Origin of the sequence: Rudanella paleaurantiibacter, assembly GCF_009184635.1 — a bacterium.
Lineage (GTDB): Bacteria > Bacteroidota > Bacteroidia > Cytophagales > Spirosomataceae > Rudanella > Rudanella paleaurantiibacter.
Map to the genome: position 1 here is coordinate 63820 of NZ_WELI01000015.1, position 17504 is coordinate 81323.

The window sequence follows — 17504 nt, forward strand, 5'->3', positions numbered from 1 at the left end:
ATGATAGAAGGCTTAATCAAATTTTCGCTTCGGAACCGGTTTCTGGTGCTGCTCATTGCCGCCGGTCTGTTTGGCTGGGGAGCCTACTCGGTCAGAACCAGTAAAATCGACGCGATTCCCGACCTCTCGGAGAATCAGGTGATCGTCTTCACCGAGTGGATGGGCCGCTCCCCGCAGCTTATCGAAGACCAGATTACGTACCCGCTGGTAACGAACCTACAGGGCCTGCCGCAGGTCAAGTACGTGCGCGGTACGTCGATGTTTGGCATGAGCTTCGTCTACGTCATCTTCAACGACGACACGGAGGTTTACTGGGCCAGAGAGCGGGTATTGGAACGCCTGAACTACGCGGCCCGGCTGCTGCCCGATGGTGTTTCGCCGACGCTCGGCCCCGACGGAACGGGCGTAGGACATATTCTCTGGTACACGCTTGACGCACCGGGCATGGACCTCGGCGAGCAGCGGGCCGTGCAGGACTGGTACGTCAAGTTCGGCCTTCAGAACGTACCCGGCGTGGCCGAAATCGCGTCCTTTGGCGGCTTTCAAAAACAGTACCAGGTCACGCTCGACCCCAATAAACTAACCTACTACGGTTTGTCGGTGCCGCAGGTCATTGGCGCGATCCGGGCCAACAACAACGAAGCCGGGGGGCGCAAGTTCGAGTTGAGCGGCATCGGCTACATTATCAAAACGACGGGGTATCTGCAATCCGTGGAGCAGATTCAGAACATACCGCTTAGGACCGTCAGCAGCGTACCCGTGCGCGTGGCCGACGTAGCGACGGTGCAGATGACGGGCGAGACCCGGCTGGGCATCTTCGACCTCAACGGCGAGGGCGAGGCTGTGGGCGGCATCGTGGTGATGCGCTACGGTGAAAACGCCGACGAGGTCATCGGCAACGTCAAAAAGAAGATGGAAGAGGTCGCCCGTGGACTGCCCGACGGGGTAAAGTTCAACATCGTTTATGACCGCAGCGGGTTGATTCAGGAGTCGGTCGCGTCCATCACTCATACACTCATCGAGGAAATGATTGTCGTGTCGTTGGTCGTAATCCTGTTTCTGCTGCACTGGCGGTCGGCCATCAGCATCATCATTCAGATTCCGATCACCATTGCCACCAGTTTCATTCTGCTCAACGCCTTCGATATCTCGTCCAATATCATGTCCCTGACGGGCATTGCGCTGGCTATTGGTGTCATCGTCGACAACGGCATCATCATGGCCGAGAATGCCTATAAGAACCTGGCCGTGCGGCAGGCGGAACTGACCGCCGGACAGCATGAATCGAAAGTTTCCTCGGTCACCTCTAAACCCGTTGAAGAGTATGGAAGCGAACGTACCTAAGAACCATTGGGAAGCCATTTACCGTACAAAGCAGGCTGACCAGCTAAGCTGGACGCAGGCTATTCCCGCTACGTCGCTGGCTTTTATTCAACAGGCTCAACTGCCCAAATCGGCGCGTATCATTGATATCGGTGGCGGGGACAGCACCCTGGTGGATTTCCTGCTGGATGAGGGCTACGAGCACATCAGCGTCCTGGATATGAGTGAAGCGGCTCTGATACGGGCCAAAGAGCGGCTGGGCAACCGGGCCGACCGGGTGGAATGGATTGTAAGCGACATTACCGCCTACACACCGGTTCAACCCTTCGATTTCTGGCACGACCGGGCGGCTTTTCATTTTCTGACGACTCGTGGGCAAATTAACCGCTACGTAGCGACGGCCCGGGCGAGCGTAGTACCGGGTGGGTACGTTACCATCGGCACCTTTTCGGAAAATGGCCCCGAAAAGTGCAGCGGTCTGCCTGTGCGTCGCTACAGCGAACAGGCGCTGACCGATGAACTAACGCGGGGCTTCCGCAAACTCCGGTGCCTAACTGAAAACCATATCACCCCTTTCCAGACGAGCCAGAACTTCCTCTTCTGCTCGTTTCAGCGAGAAGGGCAAAACTGAAAGCGAACTCATGTGGAAGAATCTAAAACGCTTCTTTGGCTTTGGCCATAAAAACTACGTCGACATCCCCGACGAAGAGCGGCTGGCGATCATCGAGCGGTCGAGTCTTCAGGTCTCGCGGGGCGTGTTTTACTCGACGGTCATCATCATTACGTCGTTTCTGCCCGTGTTCCTGCTGACGGGGCAGGAAGGCAAACTGTTTCACCCCCTGGCCTGGACCAAGACGTTCATCCTGCTGGTGGATGCCTTGCTGGTGGTCACGCTGGCCCCGGTGCTGATCTCCTTTTTCATGAAGGGCCGCTTCAAAGACGACCACGCCAACCCCATAACCCGCGTTCTGGAACGCATCTACGAGCCACTCATTCATTGGGTAATGCGCTGGCGCAAGACAACCATCGGCATCAATATTCTGGCCCTGGCCGTCAGCGTACCCATGCTGTTGAGTCTGGGCTCCGAGTTCATGCCGCCCCTCGACGAACAAAGTATTTTGTTCATGCCCGTTACGTTGCCCGACGTGTCGAACGCCGAAGCCAAGCGCATTTTGCAGGTGCAGGACAAGCTCATCAAGTCGGTGCCGGAAGTGGACAAGGTGCTGGGCAAGGCGGGCCGGGCTTCGACGGCCACCGACAACTCACCAATCAGCATGATCGAGACCATCATCATGCTCAAACCCAAGTCGGAATGGCGGGCGGGGCTGACCAAAAAAGACCTCATCAACGAACTCGACGCCAAGTTGCAGATTCCGGGCGTGGTCAACGGCTGGACGCAGCCCATCATCAACCGCATCAACATGCTGGCCACGGGCATTCGTACCGACGTGGGCATCAAGGTACACGGGCAGAGCTTGGACAGCATCTACGCCGTATCGGAGCAGGTGAAGGCCGCACTGGAAGGCGTACCGGGCGTGAAAGACCTTTATGTGGAGCCGGTTACGGGCGGCAAGTACCTGACCGTGGACGTGAACCGCGACGCGCTGGGTCGTTATGGGCTGACCGTAGACGACGTCAACGGCGTGGTTGAATCAGCCATCGGCGGCTCACCTATCGGCCAGACCATCGAAGGGCGCAGGCGGTTTTCGATCAACGTGCGGCTGGCACAGGATTATCGCAACTCGGTCGAGCGCATCCGGCGTATTCCCATTGCCACGGCGGGGTTCGGTACGATTCCCCTCTCGGCGGTGGCGACGGTACGCTTTGAAGACGGCCCGCCCATGATTACTTCCGACAACGCCCTGCTCCGGGGCGCGGTGATGTTCAACGTGCGGGACCGCGATCTGGGCAGTACCGTGCAGGAAGCCATCGACAAGGTAGGACGCGACCTCAAGCTGCCCAATGGCTACTATCTGGAATGGAGCGGGCAGTACGAAAATCTCATCCGGGGGCAGCGGACTCTGCTGCTGATTGCGCCCATCGTGCTGGTCGTCATTTTCCTTTCGCTCTATCTGGCCTTCGGTTCGGCGCGGGAAGCCTTTCTGAGCCTGATTACCATTCCGTTCGCGCTCATCGGCGGGGCCTACATGGTCTATTTCTACGGCGTGAATCTGTCGGTAGCGGTGGCCGTGGGCTTCATTGCGCTCTTCGGCATCGCCGTGGAAACGGGCGTGGTGATGGTCATCTACCTCAACGATGCTATGAAGCAACTGGTGGCCCGGCGGGGCAATTCCCGCGAGACCATCTCCCTCGACGAACTGCGCGAGTCGGTCATTCACGGGGCGGCCAAACGGCTCCGGCCTAAGATCATGACCGTCTCGGTGGCTCTCTTCGGGCTGGTACCCGTGCTGTGGGCATCGGGCGTTGGCTCCGACGTGATGCTGCCCATTGTCTTACCCATGATCGGGGGTGTACTGACTTCATCGACACACATTCTGCTGGTGACGCCCCTGATTTTTCTGATGACGAAAGAATATGAACTCAAGAAATTCGGTAAGCTCGACGTACTGGAAGCGTCTCATTAACGGGGGGCTCCTGGCGGTCGGCCTGCTGGGCGCGGCCTGGGGGCAATCGCCCGCGCCGACCGGGCCGGTTCCGGTGCTGTCGCTGGATACGGTACTGATTCGGATTGATCAGAACAACCCCCTGCTGAAGCCGTTCGGGAGCCGGGCGGCTGCGGCCCGCGCCTACGCTGAGGGCGCGCGGAGCTGGATGGCTCCGATGGTGGGCATAGGTACGTTCATGGCTCCCTACCCGGCGCAGATGGTCATGGACGACCGCGACCGGGGTTACGGCATGGTATCGGTCGAACAAGACATTCCCAACCCGGTCAAACAGCGGGCTACGCGGGTGTATCAGGAATCAAAAGCGGCCGTGGAGGAAGCCGGGCGGGGCGTCACGCTCAACCGACTCCGGCAGGATGCCAAAGGACTCTATTTCGACTGGCTGGTGCTGGAAAAACGGCGGGGCGTGCTGGCCGAGAACCGGCGCATTCTGCAAACAATGAAGAAGCTGGCCGACATCCGCTATCCATATCAACAGGGCAGCTTAGGCAACATCTACAAGGCCGAAGGCCGCCTGTATGAGCTGGACAATATGGTTACGATGACCGAGGCCGAGATTGCCCGTCGGCGCATTGGGCTGAACACGCTGATGAACCGGCCCACAGGCGACCCGTTGCAGATCGATACCACGTACCGCCCGGCCCCACCCACGACCGGCCTGCCCACGACAGAAGAAATCGGCAGTCGGCGCAGCGACATTCTGCGCATGGACCGGCAAATCCTGAGTATGCAGGCGGGCATTGAAGCGCAGCGGGCGCAGGCCCGGCCTGACTTCCGCGTCCGCTTCGACCACATGCAGCCTTTCGCCGGTGTGAAGAGCATGATGCCCACGCAGTTTACGCTGATGGGCATGATCTCGATTCCGATTGTGCCGTGGGCCTCGCGGATGTACAAGGCGGAAATCAAAGGGATGCAGCAGGACATCGCGGCTATGCGCTACGAACGGGAGGGGATGCTCATCGAAACGCAGGGCATGGTAGCTCAGATGCTCACCGACCTTCAAAACATGCGTACTCAGTTAGAAAACTACGAACGGCGGGTCATTCCGACGCTTCGGAAGAATTACGACACCCAGCTCATTGCCTACGAGCAGAACAAGGCCGACCTGCCCGTGGTGATCGACGCCTGGGAGACGCTCAACATGACCCAGATGGATTACCTGACGCGCTTACAGGAGTATTACCGCATGATCGTCCAATATGAACGCGAACTGGAGAAATAAAGCTCTCGGCGGGTTGCTGGCCATTACGCTGCTGATAGGCTGCAACCGGGGGACAGAAAATAAAGAATCCCAGGCCCCTGCCAATCCAAACGTTGCGGGCCACGAAGGGCACGGCCACACTTCTACCGAGGAAACGTACACCTGCCCGATGCACCCGCAAATCGTACAGAAGGAGCCGGGTACGTGCCCCATCTGCGGCATGGATCTGGTGAAAAAGGCCAGCACGGGGGGGGACAGCCTTACGGTGAGCGAAGAACTCAAAGCCCTGCTGCAACCGACTAATTCGGTTGTGGTCGCCAACATGGCCACCGTGCAGCCCGAAGCGCGCAGTCTGCCCACGCAGGCCGAAGCCAACGGCCTCGTTACCTACGATACGCGTCGGCTCTACTCCATTCCGGCCCGCTTCGGCGGACGGATCGAGAAGCTGTACGTGCGCTACCAATATCAGCCAATCCGCAAGGGACAGAAGCTGCTGGAACTTTACAGCCCCGACATCGTGACGGCCCAGCGCGAACTACTTTACCTGCTCGACGCCGATGCGGGTAATACCGCCCTGATTGCCTCGGCGAAGCAAAAACTCCGGCTGCTGGGCGTAACCGACGCGCAGCTTGCCGACCTGCAACGTAGCCGAAAGCCCAGCTATTCGCTGGCCGTGTACAGCCCTTACGACGGGTACGTCGTGGAGGAAAACACGATTACGCCTGCCGCACCAACGCCTGCTGCCGGAGGTATGGGCGGTGGCGGAGGGGCTGGTATGGGCAGTAGCGGCATGGGGGGTGGAGGGGGCGGGATGACCCCGTCCGCCACCGACGAAATCACGTTCAGCCAGCCCGCTCCCCCAACCGGGGGCGGGGCCATCGGTGGTTCACTACTCATTCGGGAGGGGCAATACGTACAGACCGGCCAAACTCTGTTTCGGGTCGTAAATCCTGGTCGGTTGTGGGCCGAGTTCCGGCTCTACGCCCGCGATGCAGCCGGCATCAAACCCGGCGATGCGCTGACCGTCTCGTTTGACCAGACCGGGCAACCGCCCCGACAGGCACGGGTGAATTTCGTGGTACCGTTCATTGAAGGCGGTAGCCCGTTCGTCACCATTCGGGCGTACCTGCCCGGTAGCAGTAACCTGCGCGTGGGGCAACTGGCCCGCGCTACCATCCGGGGCCGACGGATCGATGCGTTGTGGCTCCCGGCCACGGCGGTGCTCGACCTCGGCAATCAGCAGGTGGTGTTTATACAGGGCGATACGCCCAATACGTTCCGGCCCGTGCGGGTTGAAACCGGCCCCCGGACGGATGGCTACGTAGCCATTGCCAGCGGCCTTGATGCCGGGCAGACGGTGGCCCGCAACGCACAGTTTTTAATTGATAGCGAAAGCTTTGTCAACGTGTCTAATGAGAAATAACGTCATACTTAACCGATGGCTATACGGAGCGTTAACCGGGCTGATGCTGCTTGGGGCAGCTTGTCGGCAAAGGGGGAGCGAGACCACCCAACAGGCCGATTCAACTGCCGTAGCCAGGAGCGACCACGATCATAGCGGCCATAATCACGAAACAGGCGAGGGTGGGCAAACGACCTATACCTGCCCGATGCACCCACAAATTGTGCAGGATAAACCGGGTACGTGTCCTATCTGTGGCATGGACCTGGTGCCGGTGGTAAAAACCGGTGAGGCAGCCAGCGAAATCATGTTGAGCGAAAGCCAGATGCAGCTTGCCAACGTGGTGGTGCAGCCAGTAGCGTCGGGTAGCATCGGCAACAGCACCGTGCTGAACGCCCGCTTAGCCGCCAACGAGCAGCTCACCGACGTCATCAGCAGCCGGGTAGCCGGGCGCATCGAACGCTTATACGTTAAGGAGACCGGTCAGGCAGTCCGCAAAGGGCAGGTTCTGTACGAAATCTACAGCGAGCCTTTGCTGACGCAACAGCAGGAGTACCTACTGGCCCTTCGGCAGGCGGAGGAGTTGAAGGAACCCCGTTACGACGACTTCCGAAGGGCTGCCGAACAGAAGCTACGGCTCTACGGCATGACTCCCGAACAAATCGTGCAGTTGGCCCGCACCAAAACGGTGCAGCCGCGCATCCCGTTTGTAGCCCCGGCAGGCGGTACCGTTACCGAAATTGCCGCCAGTGAGGGCCAGTACGTGGGCGAAGGAACCTTGCTGTACCGGCTGGTGAACCTAAGCCAGCTTTGGGTTGAAGCTGAACTATACGCCGGTGAAGCCCGGTACGTGAAGGTTGGCGATCAGGTGCCGGTGGACGTGGTGGGCAGCGAGGGGCAGCGGCTATCCGCGCGGGTAGCGTTTATCAACCCCGAGTACCGGGCCGGAAGCCAGGTGCTGGTGATGCGGGCTGTACTTCCGAATCCCGGTGGGCGGTTCCAGCCCGGTCAGCAGGCGCGGGTACTGCTCCGGCACGGCGTACAGCGGGGGCTGATGCTACCCGTCGATGCCGTCGTGCGGGCGGGCGGGGGAGCCGTGGTGTTCGTGCAGAAGGGCCCCGGTACATTTCAGCCGCGCCGGGTACAAACCGGCACTGAAACCGACCAGCAGGTTGCCATCACGAGCGGGCTGACGGGCGACGAGTCGGTGGCCATGTCCGGGGCGTACCTGCTCTACAGCGAGCTGATTTTAAAGAAAGGCATTAACCCCATCACGGCTGATTTAAGCGAAGGGGTTAAATCTACCGCAAACACGGAAGCCAATCCGACACCGGCCCCGAGAGCGGAAGCATCGGCTACGCCCCAATCGCATGGTGCACCGGATGCGTTTAAGAAGCAGCTAACGGGTGTGTATGAAGCGTCGCTGAAACTGACCGAAGCGTTGGTAGCGTCTAACCCGTCTGGGGCCAAAGCCGCAGCCACTGGCGTTGAAAAAGCTCTCACCGGCGTGGATATGCTATTACTGAAAGGAAAAGCCCACACGGACTGGATGACGTACCTGAACGCCATGAATGGAGCTTTGAAAACCCTGCGTAGCGCAAACGATCTCGACAAACAACGTACTGCCTACGCCGGGTTTGAAGACGCGCTATACCGTAGCGTCAAGGCATTCGGCGTAACGGACAAACCCATCTACCGGCAGTACTGCCCGATGGCCCTGAACAACAAGGGCAGTTACTGGCTCAGCGACAAAAAACCGATTCGCAACCCCTATTTTGGCGATCAGATGCTGACCTGTGGAGAAACCAAGGAGGAGATTCGCTAAATTATAGTTGGGTTCACTTGGTATGAGCACGGCGGCAACCCTTGAAAATGGTTTCCGCCGTGCTCATTTTAGAGCTACATGCGTCTGTGCAATTCGGTAGAAATACTTAACATAAAACGCCCACTTTCAGTCCGGGGGTGCTTTGAAAAAGGTAGTGTTCAGCATGTCGGAGTAAATATGTATAATGGCTGTAACTTTTTTATCGCAAAAGTTTGTTACAAAGATTGTCAGTTAATCCACGTAGCCTATGCCAAACCTTGCTCATGTTCAGGCACTTCATAAGCGGTACAAGCCACAAAGCGAGATTGCTAAGTTAGGTGATGTGTCATCCTTTCTACTCAAGGAATCGCTTAATCCAGACCGTTTAGAAAAAGCGTTTCTTACTATTTCGAACCGATTAGGGCCAGAGTTTGAGACCTATTTTGATATGGGTTCCGACGCAGATGTTGCTTTGCTGTTCATTGATATCTGCTCGTTCTCAACCCGGTACGCACAACTTTCTTCGGAGGATTTATCTACTTTTTTAGATGCTTACTATGAACGATTAATTCCAATCATCTACGAACATGGAGGTGAAATTGACCGAATCATGGGCGATGGTATTATTGCAATTTTCGGGCCTCCATTCCTTAAGCCCACTACAAGTAATGCTATTATCAAAGCGTTAGCGTGTTCATTAAAAACTATTGTTCTGACAACCAATACGAAGTTTTTTTCCAAAATCGCTTTACACGCTGGTAAGATTCGATACTACCGCAATAAGAGTACACAATATCCTGAGTACACAATCATTGGTAAGCCGGTCACCGAACTCTACAGACTTGAATCGATTTCGTGTGACAACTCAATTACGTATTACAGTGGATCATTAGTTGACCAGAGCATAGAGCATCTTATAGAGATAGGAAAGCTGCCGGTTTACAACCATCGTAATTGGATATGTACGGGCAGCCAACCAATTATTTCAAGTTTAAAAGGAGTTGACTTCAATCACATTAAGCACATTCAACATTTATGAGCGCAAAAGATGCTGTCATTGAAATATCCAGCGATGTTGCAGACATAATCAATACAGGGTTTCAGTTTACTGTCTCAAACACGAAAAGTGTCCCCAGTTTTGATGACGATGATTTAACGTTCGAATATGGAGAGACCAAGCGCGCCAAGCAGATCGAAACTTGCGTTCTATACATCGACATACGTAATTCGACACAGATTAGCCTCACGCACAAACACCATCCGGAATTCTTAGGGCGGCTCTATGTTGCCTTCACGAAAGGAATGATGAAGGCTGCCGAGTATCATGGCGGAAGAGTGAGGAATATTATTGGCGACCGAATCATGGTTGTTTTTCCTAAAGAAGCCTGTTTCACTTCGGCGGTTCACTGTGCAATTACCATGAATATGGTCGCTCAGGATATTAACCGGCAATTCCCTACGATCACGTTCAAATGCGGCATCGGTATTGATTACGGGCAGATGCTTGTTCTAAAAACAGGACTGTATCGCAGAGGGGAAGAACGTAACTCAACACGTAACTTGGTCTGGCTGGGGCAACCGGCAAACATTGCCTCGAAATTAACGGATTTGGCAAACAAGGACATCAAGGAATCCAAGGTCAAAGTTGCCTATAAAGCCATTCAGTCTTTTTTGGGAAGAGGTTTGTTGGGCTACGGCTATACCTCCCCAACACTTGGCAAGTTACTCCAATCCCCAAAGCCGATTCCGGAAAAGGTTGAGAAGGAATTTACAACGGATGAGTTTGTTAGAAATCTATGGTGGTCAGATGCATACAGTAAACTAAATCATCTTCCTGGCGAATTGGAAAGTTTCGGAATATTGGAAATAAAAACCACGACAAAGTCTATTCTTATCACAGAATCTGTTTATAATGGGTATAAAGCTCATAATACCGGAGCAAACGACATTATTAAAGGCTGGTGGACACCTCAGCAAGTCAAGATTCCGAATTTTAGCGGTAAAGTGTACGGTGCAAGTCTTGTTTGGGTATAATCAGTATTGCAATTATGAATTACATGAGTGACGACTTGAAAATTATTTTCGCCAACGTGAATGATTGGTTGAAATACGCTGAAACAAAGAATGCTACATTAACTGCATTCAACGGAGCCGCTATCTTCGGGCTACTACAAGCCTGGCATATCCTGCCTCACGAAATTGTTACTGTCAACGTTCTGCTGCTGGCGACATCAAGCCTACTCGCCATCATATCATTTACTCCTCAGCTTTCCACCATCCTGAAATCCTCAAAAATAAGTGTTCAAGACTGGCCCCGTGCGAAGACGAGCATCAACATACTGTTTTTTGGGGATGTATCTAAGCTTTCCACCTCTCAGTTTATCGAACTGTATGGTGAACTGACCCAGCAACCCGTTCCTTACCAGCCCTCCCCAATGGACCTGAACGTTATCAATCAGATACTTGTAAACTCAGGAATTGCTTTAAACAAACATCGTTGGTTTAAAACTGCGGTACGCATCTCAATTATTACTATTCTGTTGAACTTGCTCTATGGCTCCCATTTAATTTTCGATTGGTTGAAGCTGTGAGCTACACAATTACTTCATACTCCGCTTCAGCAACTGCGCGTTCAACGCCACGATCACCGTGCTGGCACTCATCAGTACCGCGCCGATGGCCGGGCTGAGAACAAAATTGGGATATAGCACCCCGGCTGCCAGAGGAATAGCGATTACATTATACCCTGTTGCCCAAAACAGGTTTTGAATCATTTTACGGTAAGTAGCCCGGCCAAATTCAACTAAATTGGTGATGTCGGTGGGCTTGCTGTTGACGAGGATGATGTCGGCGGTCTCGGCAGCGACATCGGTACTAGACCCGACGGCAATACCCACGTTGGCCTGAGCCAGCGCGGGGGCATCATTTACCCCGTCGCCGGTCATAGCCACAAACTGGCCTTGCCGTTGCAAGTCCTTCACTATGTTCACTTTCTGGTCGGGCAAAACTTCGGCATAGACGCCGTCTAACCCTAACTTTTTCGCTACCGCATCTGCTACCTTCTGGTTATCGCCGGTGGCCATGTAGACCTTGATACCCGCCTGCTGCAATCGCCGAGCCGCTTCTCTGGAATCTTCCCGAATCCTGTCGGCCAGCGCAACGTAGCCCGCCAACTGCTCGTTGATCAGCACAAAAACTACGGTCTCGGCTTCACTGCCGTAAGCATCCTGGGGTAGTTGGATACCTTTTTCCTGTAAGTAGCGCGGGCTGACGATACGTACCGTTGCCCCATCGACGGTGGCCGATACGCCTTTGCCCGTAATTGACTGGAAATCGCTGACCTCCGGCAGGTGAAGCCCGCGTTTATTGGCTTCCCGGACAATGCCCTGGGCAATGGGGTGCTGAGACTGCTGTTCGAGGGCTGCTGCCGTGCTGAGCAGAGCCGTTTTATCCAGACCGGGCTGGAGCACGCTCATGCGCGTAACGCCAAACTCACCCTCGGTTAGCGTACCGGTTTTATCAAACACCATTGCGGTGATTTTTCGAGATTCCTCAAAAGCAGTGCGGTTTCGGATGAGCAGCCCCTTCTGCGCGGAAATGGCCGTTGAGATAGCCACCACCAGCGGAATAGCCACACCCAGTGCGTGGGGGCAGGCCGTAACCATCACCGTTACCATCCGTTCGATGGCAAACGACGGTTCTTTACCGACTGCTAACCAGACGATGAGCGTTAGTACACCCACTGTGAGTGAGATTAGGGTTAACCAGCCAGCAGCCCGGTCGGCCAGCGTCTGCGTTTGTGATTTGGCATTCTGAGCCTCTTCCACCATGCGAACGACTTTATTGAGGTAGCTATCCTCACCCTTATGCGTTACCCGAACCGTCAGCGACCCTTCACCGTTAACGGCCCCTGCGATCACACTGTCCCGCTGTTTTTTCTCGACCGGCACACTCTCGCCCGTTAGCATACTTTCGTTTACCGCGCTGCCGCCTTCGATCACCTCACCGTCCGTCGGAATGCGCTCACCGGGACGAATTAGTACCACATCGCCGACCGAGAGGACATCCACCTTCACGTCCTTCACGGTGCCACCCTCTACCTTGTGCGCTTCGGCCGGCAGCATCTGCACGATCAGTTCGAGCGACCGCGATGCACCCGCCACCGACTTCATCTCCAGGTAGTGGCCCAGCAGCATGATGTCGATTAATGTAGCCAGTTCCCAAAAGAAGTCCATTCCGTGCAGCCAGCCTACCGACACGGCCACACTATAGACATAAGCCGCCGTGATGGCCACGGCGACGAGCGTCATCATGCCCGGTCTGGATGGACCGGGCTGACGGGTTCGTAACTCGCCTACCATGCCCGTCAGGAATGGCCATCCTCCGTACACGTAGATGATGGTCGCCAGCACGACCACGAGCGGCTCCCGGTAGGGAAAGTCCAGTTGATAACCCGCTACGTCCTGAAACATCATCGACAGCGCCACGACCGGCACCGATAGCACCAGACAAATCCAGAACCGGCGCAGGAAGTCGGCAATCATAGCCCCGTGATCATGCCCGGCGTGACCATGTTTCTGTTTCATGCCTGTGCTTCCCTGATACGCCCGATGATTCACTGGGCCGCTATGCCCATCATGGCCGATATGCTGTAGTGCCCGGGCGACGCTTCGCTGCTTCTCGGCGGGTGGTTCCGGCTTATGGTGGTCGGGGTGGTGGTGATGGTGTTCCATACCCGTTGGCTGTTTAGTTAAACGCTTAAAGTAGAAAGGCTTTTTGAGCTTAACAGCCAACTCGGTGAAATGGAGCGTTCTACAAAAATTCTGCAACAGTACGGCCGAATTTTGCAAGCCGCCTGCCGGTCTGCAAGTGTAATTTTGTTTGTTATTCAATAAGTGGCGGCCAGGGTCAGGTATTTATCGCCCAGCGCCTGCAACAGCATCCAAATACGCTATAAACGCACACATCCGTGTTTGACACAGAAACTGTTTTGCCACCTGCCAAAGCGTATTCAGCGGTTCCTTTTCGCGTGAAAGGCATGGTATGCCAACGCTGCGTGGAAGAGGTTCGGAGCGAATTGACAAAAGCAGGTTTTTCGGTGCTCGACGTCCGATTAGGGTACGTATCGGTACAAGGGCCGTTAACGGCCGATAAAGAAAAGCAGATCAGCAAGCTGCTGGCTTCGCTGGGTTTTGGTGTGCTCGAAACGTCGGTACCTTTGCCGCAGCAGGTCAAAGATCTGGTAGCTGCCTATTTTGCTCAGAGCGATTTGAGTGAAATCAAAAGCGGCAATACCGGCGGACGGTTGTCGGTGCAACTTCAGGAAGCTTTGAAAGCAGATTACGCGACGATCAGCAGCCAATTTGCTAAAGAAGAAGGCATTACGTTGGAGAAGTATATCATTCGGTGCCGACTAAATAAAGTGAAAGAGTGGTTGGTTTACTCCGGTGAGACACTGACAGAGATTGCCTACCGCACCGGATATAGCAGTGTACAGCACCTCTCCAACCAGTTTCGGCAGCAGACCGGCCTGACCCCCTCACACTTCCGGCAGCTACGTCGGCAAAAACAGGAACTACAGTCAAGCCCTGCCCAATCTACAACGTAGCGGTTCAGGCTTCCGCCCCGCCATGAAGAATAGTCACGAGGTCCATAATCCGCTCAATGGTTGCCTCTGAAGCCATGTGGTTGCAAAGGCAATGCGGGCATAGCAATAGCTGCTCGTTGAAGAACAAAGTCAGATCGGCCTCGTCGATAGTGTGGTCTTTGCCGCATTGATCGCAGATACCACTTAAGCTCTCCGAAATAGCCTGCATCAATAGTTGTTGTGATGCTTTTGTTCGTCGGCCACCGCCCTGCATCCATTTGGACCAGAACAACGTACCCACGAAACGTTGAAAAGCCCGAACTGCCTTCAGGTGCTCGTAACCGGGCATCCAACTGAAGACCAACTCGTCGACCACGTGGGCCGCGTAAATCAGTAGGTAAGGCACAAAGTAATAGTAATGACGCCAGTACCGCCGATAGTCGTGATAGTTGGAGAACACGAAATTCAGTTCGGCTTCTTCGGTACGGTAGGCAGGATGGTTGGTAACGATGTGCAGGGCCTGATTACTGATGCCGTTAATCCCAGCCGGATTGTGCTTATCATACCGTAACCCATACACAAGGTCAGGCACGAACAAAGGCCCCGGATTGGCCATTCTGAACACTTCCTGAATGATTTGTTGTCGGTTCAGATTCGGTTCGCTCGGATCGTAGCCCTTTGGATTGCCGACGTGGAAGTATAATTGAATGAATTCGGCCGGATTAGTCAGGAGCCGCTCGAAGATGACCAGTTCATCCGTAAGCGGCTTACGGAGCAACGCATAGGCAACGGTCATCTTTCCCCGTTGAGCGCAGCTCAGCGATTCATACATGAAGTTGGCGAAGTCGCTCAGTACCGATAGGGTGATGTGCTTGGTGAGGATTTCGGCTAATTCAATGTGTTGCCCATTTGCCTTCATAAAATCGAGGGCGTGCATGGACCCATTTTGTAAGTCCTCGACGAATTGCTGGTTTGCGGGATCAATAGCGATTTCGACATTAATGTGTTCCAGAAAGTGCTTTTGGGTCAGGATGCTGGTGAACTGATCATAGATGACGGCGCACAGATTATTGACGGGTCGATATTTTTTGGGCAGATGCGATTGCTGGCCTTCTTCGATGAGGAGCATACGAGTGTTTACGTTGATAATTAAAGCTACTAAATTCTACAGTTTGGAGGAAGAATTGTGTAACACGGCGGCCAGTTCGACCTTCTACTTTTGTGGTAGCTAATGCGCGACCACAACAATGGAAACGAATCTCGATACGCTATCTCGCCCTCATCTAACGCGGGGCGGTTCATTAACCAGGCACACCTTTCCCGTGCTCGAAATGACCTGTGCGGCCTGCGCCGTGAGCGTCGAATCGATGCTGAAAAATACGCCCGGCGTAGCGGAGGTGGGGGTCAACTATGCCAATCAGTCAGCCACGGTCGCCTATGACCCGAAGGTCATTACGCCACAGGGTATGCAGCAGGTGCTGCAATCCATTGGCTACGATCTGGTTGTTGACGTAGAAGACCCGCAGGCCGTGCAGCAGGAAGCCCGGCAGCGGCAGTACGAATCCCTGAAAAACCGGACCATCTGGGCAGGTATTCTGTCGCTGCCGGTGGTGGTGCTGGGCATGTTCTTCATGAACCGGAACGCCGGAGCGGCCCCCTACGCCAACTACATTATGATGGTGTTATCGGCACCGGTCGTGTTCTGGCTGGGCCGGTCTTACTTCGTCAATGCCTGGAAGCAGGCCCGTCACGGCAAAGCGAATATGGATACGCTGGTCGCGCTTTCAACGGGGATTGCTTTTTTTTTCAGTACGTTCAACACGCTGTACCCCAACTTCTGGCACCAGCGCGGCCTGCACCCGCACGTGTACTTTGAAGCCGCAGCCGTCGTCATTGCCTTTATTTCACTGGGTAAGCTGCTTGAAGAACGGGCTAAATCGAACACGACCTCGGCCCTGAAAAAGTTGATGGGGCTGCAACCCAAGACCGTCCGTATTGTGGACGGTGCTACCGAACGGGAGATTCCCGTGGCGCAGGTGCAGGTGGGTCAACTGATCGTGGTACGTCCGGGCGAGAAGATTCCTGTCGATGGCGTAGTCGATTCAGGTACGTCCTTCGTGGACGAAAGCATGATTTCGGGCGAACCGGTACCGGTAGAGAAGCGGGCGGGTGAGAAAATCTTTGCCGGTACGATCAATCAGAAAGGCTCCTTCCGATTCCGGGCTGAGAAAGTAGGGGGGGATACCGTGCTGGCGCAGATCATCCGCATGGTGCAGCAGGCGCAGGGCAGCAAAGCCCCCGTGCAGAAACTTGTTGATAAAATTGCGGGCATCTTCGTACCAGTCGTGATTGGCATTGCCCTGCTAACGTTTGCGGCCTGGATGCTGTTTGGCCGGTACGCCGGAGCGGGTGAGAACGCCTTCACCCACGCCCTGCTAACGTCCGTAACGGTACTGGTCATTGCCTGCCCCTGTGCGCTGGGCCTGGCTACACCCACGGCCATCATGGTCGGCGTCGGTAAAGGAGCTGATAACAACATCCTTATCAAAGACGCGGAGAGTCTGGAACGGGGGTATCGGGTGAACGCGGTAGTGCTGGACAAAACCGGCACTATCACCGAAGGCAGACCGACCGTAACGGATCTGGCCTGGCAGATAAGCGAAGCAGAAATTCCCGGCCTTGTGCCCGTGCTCTATGCCCTGGAAGCCCAGTCTGAACACCCGCTGGCCGATGCGGTGATTGAGCGACTGCGGGCCAACGGCATTGTCGGCACGGTTCTCGACCGCTTCGAGAGCTTAACGGGCCGGGGCGTGTCGGGCCGCTCCAACGGGCAAACGTATCTGGTTGGCAACCGGCGACTACTGGTGGAGAAGGGTCTGGCAAATGAACTGGTTAAGGTAAACGGCATGGTCACCCGCTGGCAGGACGAAGCTAAAACCGTTGTCTATTTTGCGGATGAGCAACGGGTGCTGGCCGTGATTGCCATTGCCGACCCGGTGAAACAAACCTCCCGCAAAGCCATTCATACGCTCAGAAAACGGGGGATTGCCGTGTACATGATGACCGGCGACAACGCACAGACAGCCGGGGCCGTGGCCAAAGCGGTTGGCCTGAGCGACTTCCGCGCTGAGGCACTGCCCGCCGATAAAGCCGAATTTGTCAAAGAGCTACAGGCGCAGGGAAAGGTGGTGGCCATGATTGGTGATGGCATCAACGATTCGCAGGCCCTGGCGCAGGCCGACGTGAGCATCGCAATGGGGCGCGGCTCCGACATTGCGATGGACGTAGCAAAAATGACGTTGATTACCTCCGATTTGAACAGCGTCCCCAAAGCCCTGCAACTTTCCAGGAAAACGGTACAGACCATCCGGCAAAATCTATTCTGGGCGTTCATCTATAACCTCATCGGCATTCCTATTGCCGCCGGTGTGCTGTATCCCATCAACGGCTTTTTGCTCAATCCGATGCTGGCCGGAGCCGCGATGGCACTCAGTTCGGTATCTGTTGTGACCAACAGTTTGCGATTGAGGAACGCGGGACTGTAAGCGACCAAAAGTTTTGCA

Annotated in this window: 13 protein-coding genes; 11 read left to right on the top strand and 2 right to left on the bottom strand. The window is 55.2% G+C overall.

From position 1 onward, the window contains the following. From F5984_RS24425 to F5984_RS24465, 9 genes are all read left to right on the top strand, one after another. A complete protein-coding gene (locus F5984_RS24425) occupies positions 1–1344 on the top strand; it encodes an efflux RND transporter permease subunit (protein WP_019990925.1) in 1344 nt (447 codons plus the stop codon). Further along, positions 1325–1954: a class I SAM-dependent methyltransferase gene (locus F5984_RS24430; RefSeq protein WP_019990926.1), complete on the top strand. Its 630-nt coding sequence runs from the start codon at positions 1325–1327 to the stop codon at positions 1952–1954. The genes F5984_RS24425 and F5984_RS24430 overlap by 20 nt, the downstream gene beginning before the upstream one ends. 10 nt (positions 1955–1964) lie before the next feature. Further along, positions 1965–3908: an efflux RND transporter permease subunit gene (locus F5984_RS24435; RefSeq protein ID WP_019990927.1), complete on the top strand. Its 1944-nt coding sequence runs from the start codon at positions 1965–1967 to the stop codon at positions 3906–3908. After that, positions 3859–5169, top strand: a complete 1311-nt coding sequence (locus F5984_RS24440) for a TolC family protein (protein WP_019990928.1) — start codon at positions 3859–3861, stop codon at positions 5167–5169. The genes F5984_RS24435 and F5984_RS24440 overlap by 50 nt, the downstream gene beginning before the upstream one ends. Beyond that, positions 5147–6571, top strand: coding sequence for an efflux RND transporter periplasmic adaptor subunit (locus tag F5984_RS24445; protein WP_027303339.1), 1425 nt, complete (start codon positions 5147–5149; stop codon positions 6569–6571). The genes F5984_RS24440 and F5984_RS24445 overlap by 23 nt, the downstream gene beginning before the upstream one ends. Then, the gene (locus tag F5984_RS24450; protein WP_083940631.1) at positions 6561–8375 is read left to right on the top strand and encodes an efflux RND transporter periplasmic adaptor subunit; all 1815 of its coding nucleotides are present in this window, start codon (positions 6561–6563) and stop codon (positions 8373–8375) included. Before F5984_RS24445 ends, F5984_RS24450 begins: the two co-directional genes overlap by 11 nt. A gap of 247 nt (positions 8376–8622) precedes the next feature. Next, the gene (locus F5984_RS24455; protein ID WP_019990931.1) at positions 8623–9393 is read left to right on the top strand and encodes an adenylate/guanylate cyclase domain-containing protein; all 771 of its coding nucleotides are present in this window, start codon (positions 8623–8625) and stop codon (positions 9391–9393) included. Further along, the gene (locus tag F5984_RS24460; protein WP_019990932.1) at positions 9390–10388 is read left to right on the top strand and encodes an adenylate/guanylate cyclase domain-containing protein; all 999 of its coding nucleotides are present in this window, start codon (positions 9390–9392) and stop codon (positions 10386–10388) included. Before F5984_RS24455 ends, F5984_RS24460 begins: the two co-directional genes overlap by 4 nt. Before the next feature lie 14 nt (positions 10389–10402). Next, positions 10403–10945 carry a Pycsar system effector family protein gene (locus F5984_RS24465; RefSeq protein WP_019990933.1) on the top strand — a complete coding sequence of 181 codons (543 nt, stop codon included), beginning with the start codon at positions 10403–10405 and terminating at the stop codon, positions 10943–10945. Positions 10946–10954: 9 nt separating this feature from the next. Here F5984_RS24465 and F5984_RS24470 read toward each other — a convergent pair whose 3' ends face one another. Next, positions 10955–13087 carry a heavy metal translocating P-type ATPase gene (locus F5984_RS24470; protein WP_027303341.1) on the bottom strand — a complete coding sequence of 711 codons (2133 nt, stop codon included), beginning with the start codon at positions 13085–13087 and terminating at the stop codon, positions 10955–10957. A gap of 236 nt (positions 13088–13323) precedes the next feature. Here F5984_RS24470 and F5984_RS24475 point away from each other — a divergent pair, with 236 nt between their 5' ends. Continuing rightward, the gene (locus F5984_RS24475) at positions 13324–13962 is read left to right on the top strand and encodes a helix-turn-helix domain-containing protein (RefSeq protein WP_245581710.1); all 639 of its coding nucleotides are present in this window, start codon (positions 13324–13326) and stop codon (positions 13960–13962) included. 4 nt (positions 13963–13966) lie between these two features. Here the strand turns inward: F5984_RS24475 and F5984_RS24480 are convergent, their stop codons facing one another. Then, the gene (locus F5984_RS24480; protein ID WP_019990937.1) at positions 13967–15070 is read right to left on the bottom strand and encodes a hypothetical protein; all 1104 of its coding nucleotides are present in this window, start codon (positions 15068–15070) and stop codon (positions 13967–13969) included. 118 nt (positions 15071–15188) lie between these two features. On the opposite strand from F5984_RS24480, the gene F5984_RS24485 reads away from it, so the two are divergent. Beyond that, the gene (locus F5984_RS24485; protein WP_152126794.1) at positions 15189–17486 is read left to right on the top strand and encodes a heavy metal translocating P-type ATPase; all 2298 of its coding nucleotides are present in this window, start codon (positions 15189–15191) and stop codon (positions 17484–17486) included. Positions 17487–17504: the final 18 nt, after the last annotated feature.

What these genes read in the sequence shown, in the direction of transcription:
- F5984_RS24455 (WP_019990931.1), top strand. Translation starts at nt 8,623, where the DNA reads ATGCCAAACCTTGCTCATGTTCAGGCACTTCATAAGCGGTACAAGCCA.
- F5984_RS24460 (WP_019990932.1), top strand. Translation starts at nt 9,390, where the DNA reads ATGAGCGCAAAAGATGCTGTCATTGAAATATCCAGCGATGTTGCAGAC.
- F5984_RS24465 (WP_019990933.1), top strand. Translation starts at nt 10,403, where the DNA reads ATGAATTACATGAGTGACGACTTGAAAATTATTTTCGCCAACGTGAAT.
- F5984_RS24450 (WP_083940631.1), top strand. Translation starts at nt 6,561, where the DNA reads ATGAGAAATAACGTCATACTTAACCGATGGCTATACGGAGCGTTAACC.
- F5984_RS24435 (WP_019990927.1), top strand. Translation starts at nt 1,965, where the DNA reads ATGTGGAAGAATCTAAAACGCTTCTTTGGCTTTGGCCATAAAAACTAC.
- F5984_RS24485 (WP_152126794.1), top strand. Translation starts at nt 15,189, where the DNA reads ATGGAAACGAATCTCGATACGCTATCTCGCCCTCATCTAACGCGGGGC.
- F5984_RS24480 (WP_019990937.1), bottom strand. Translation starts at nt 15,070, where the DNA reads ATGCTCCTCATCGAAGAAGGCCAGCAATCGCATCTGCCCAAAAAATAT.
- F5984_RS24470 (WP_027303341.1), bottom strand. Translation starts at nt 13,087, where the DNA reads ATGGAACACCATCACCACCACCCCGACCACCATAAGCCGGAACCACCC.
- F5984_RS24430 (WP_019990926.1), top strand. Translation starts at nt 1,325, where the DNA reads ATGGAAGCGAACGTACCTAAGAACCATTGGGAAGCCATTTACCGTACA.
- F5984_RS24440 (WP_019990928.1), top strand. Translation starts at nt 3,859, where the DNA reads ATGAACTCAAGAAATTCGGTAAGCTCGACGTACTGGAAGCGTCTCATT.
- F5984_RS24425 (WP_019990925.1), top strand. Translation starts at nt 1, where the DNA reads ATGATAGAAGGCTTAATCAAATTTTCGCTTCGGAACCGGTTTCTGGTG.
- F5984_RS24445 (WP_027303339.1), top strand. Translation starts at nt 5,147, where the DNA reads ATGAACGCGAACTGGAGAAATAAAGCTCTCGGCGGGTTGCTGGCCATT.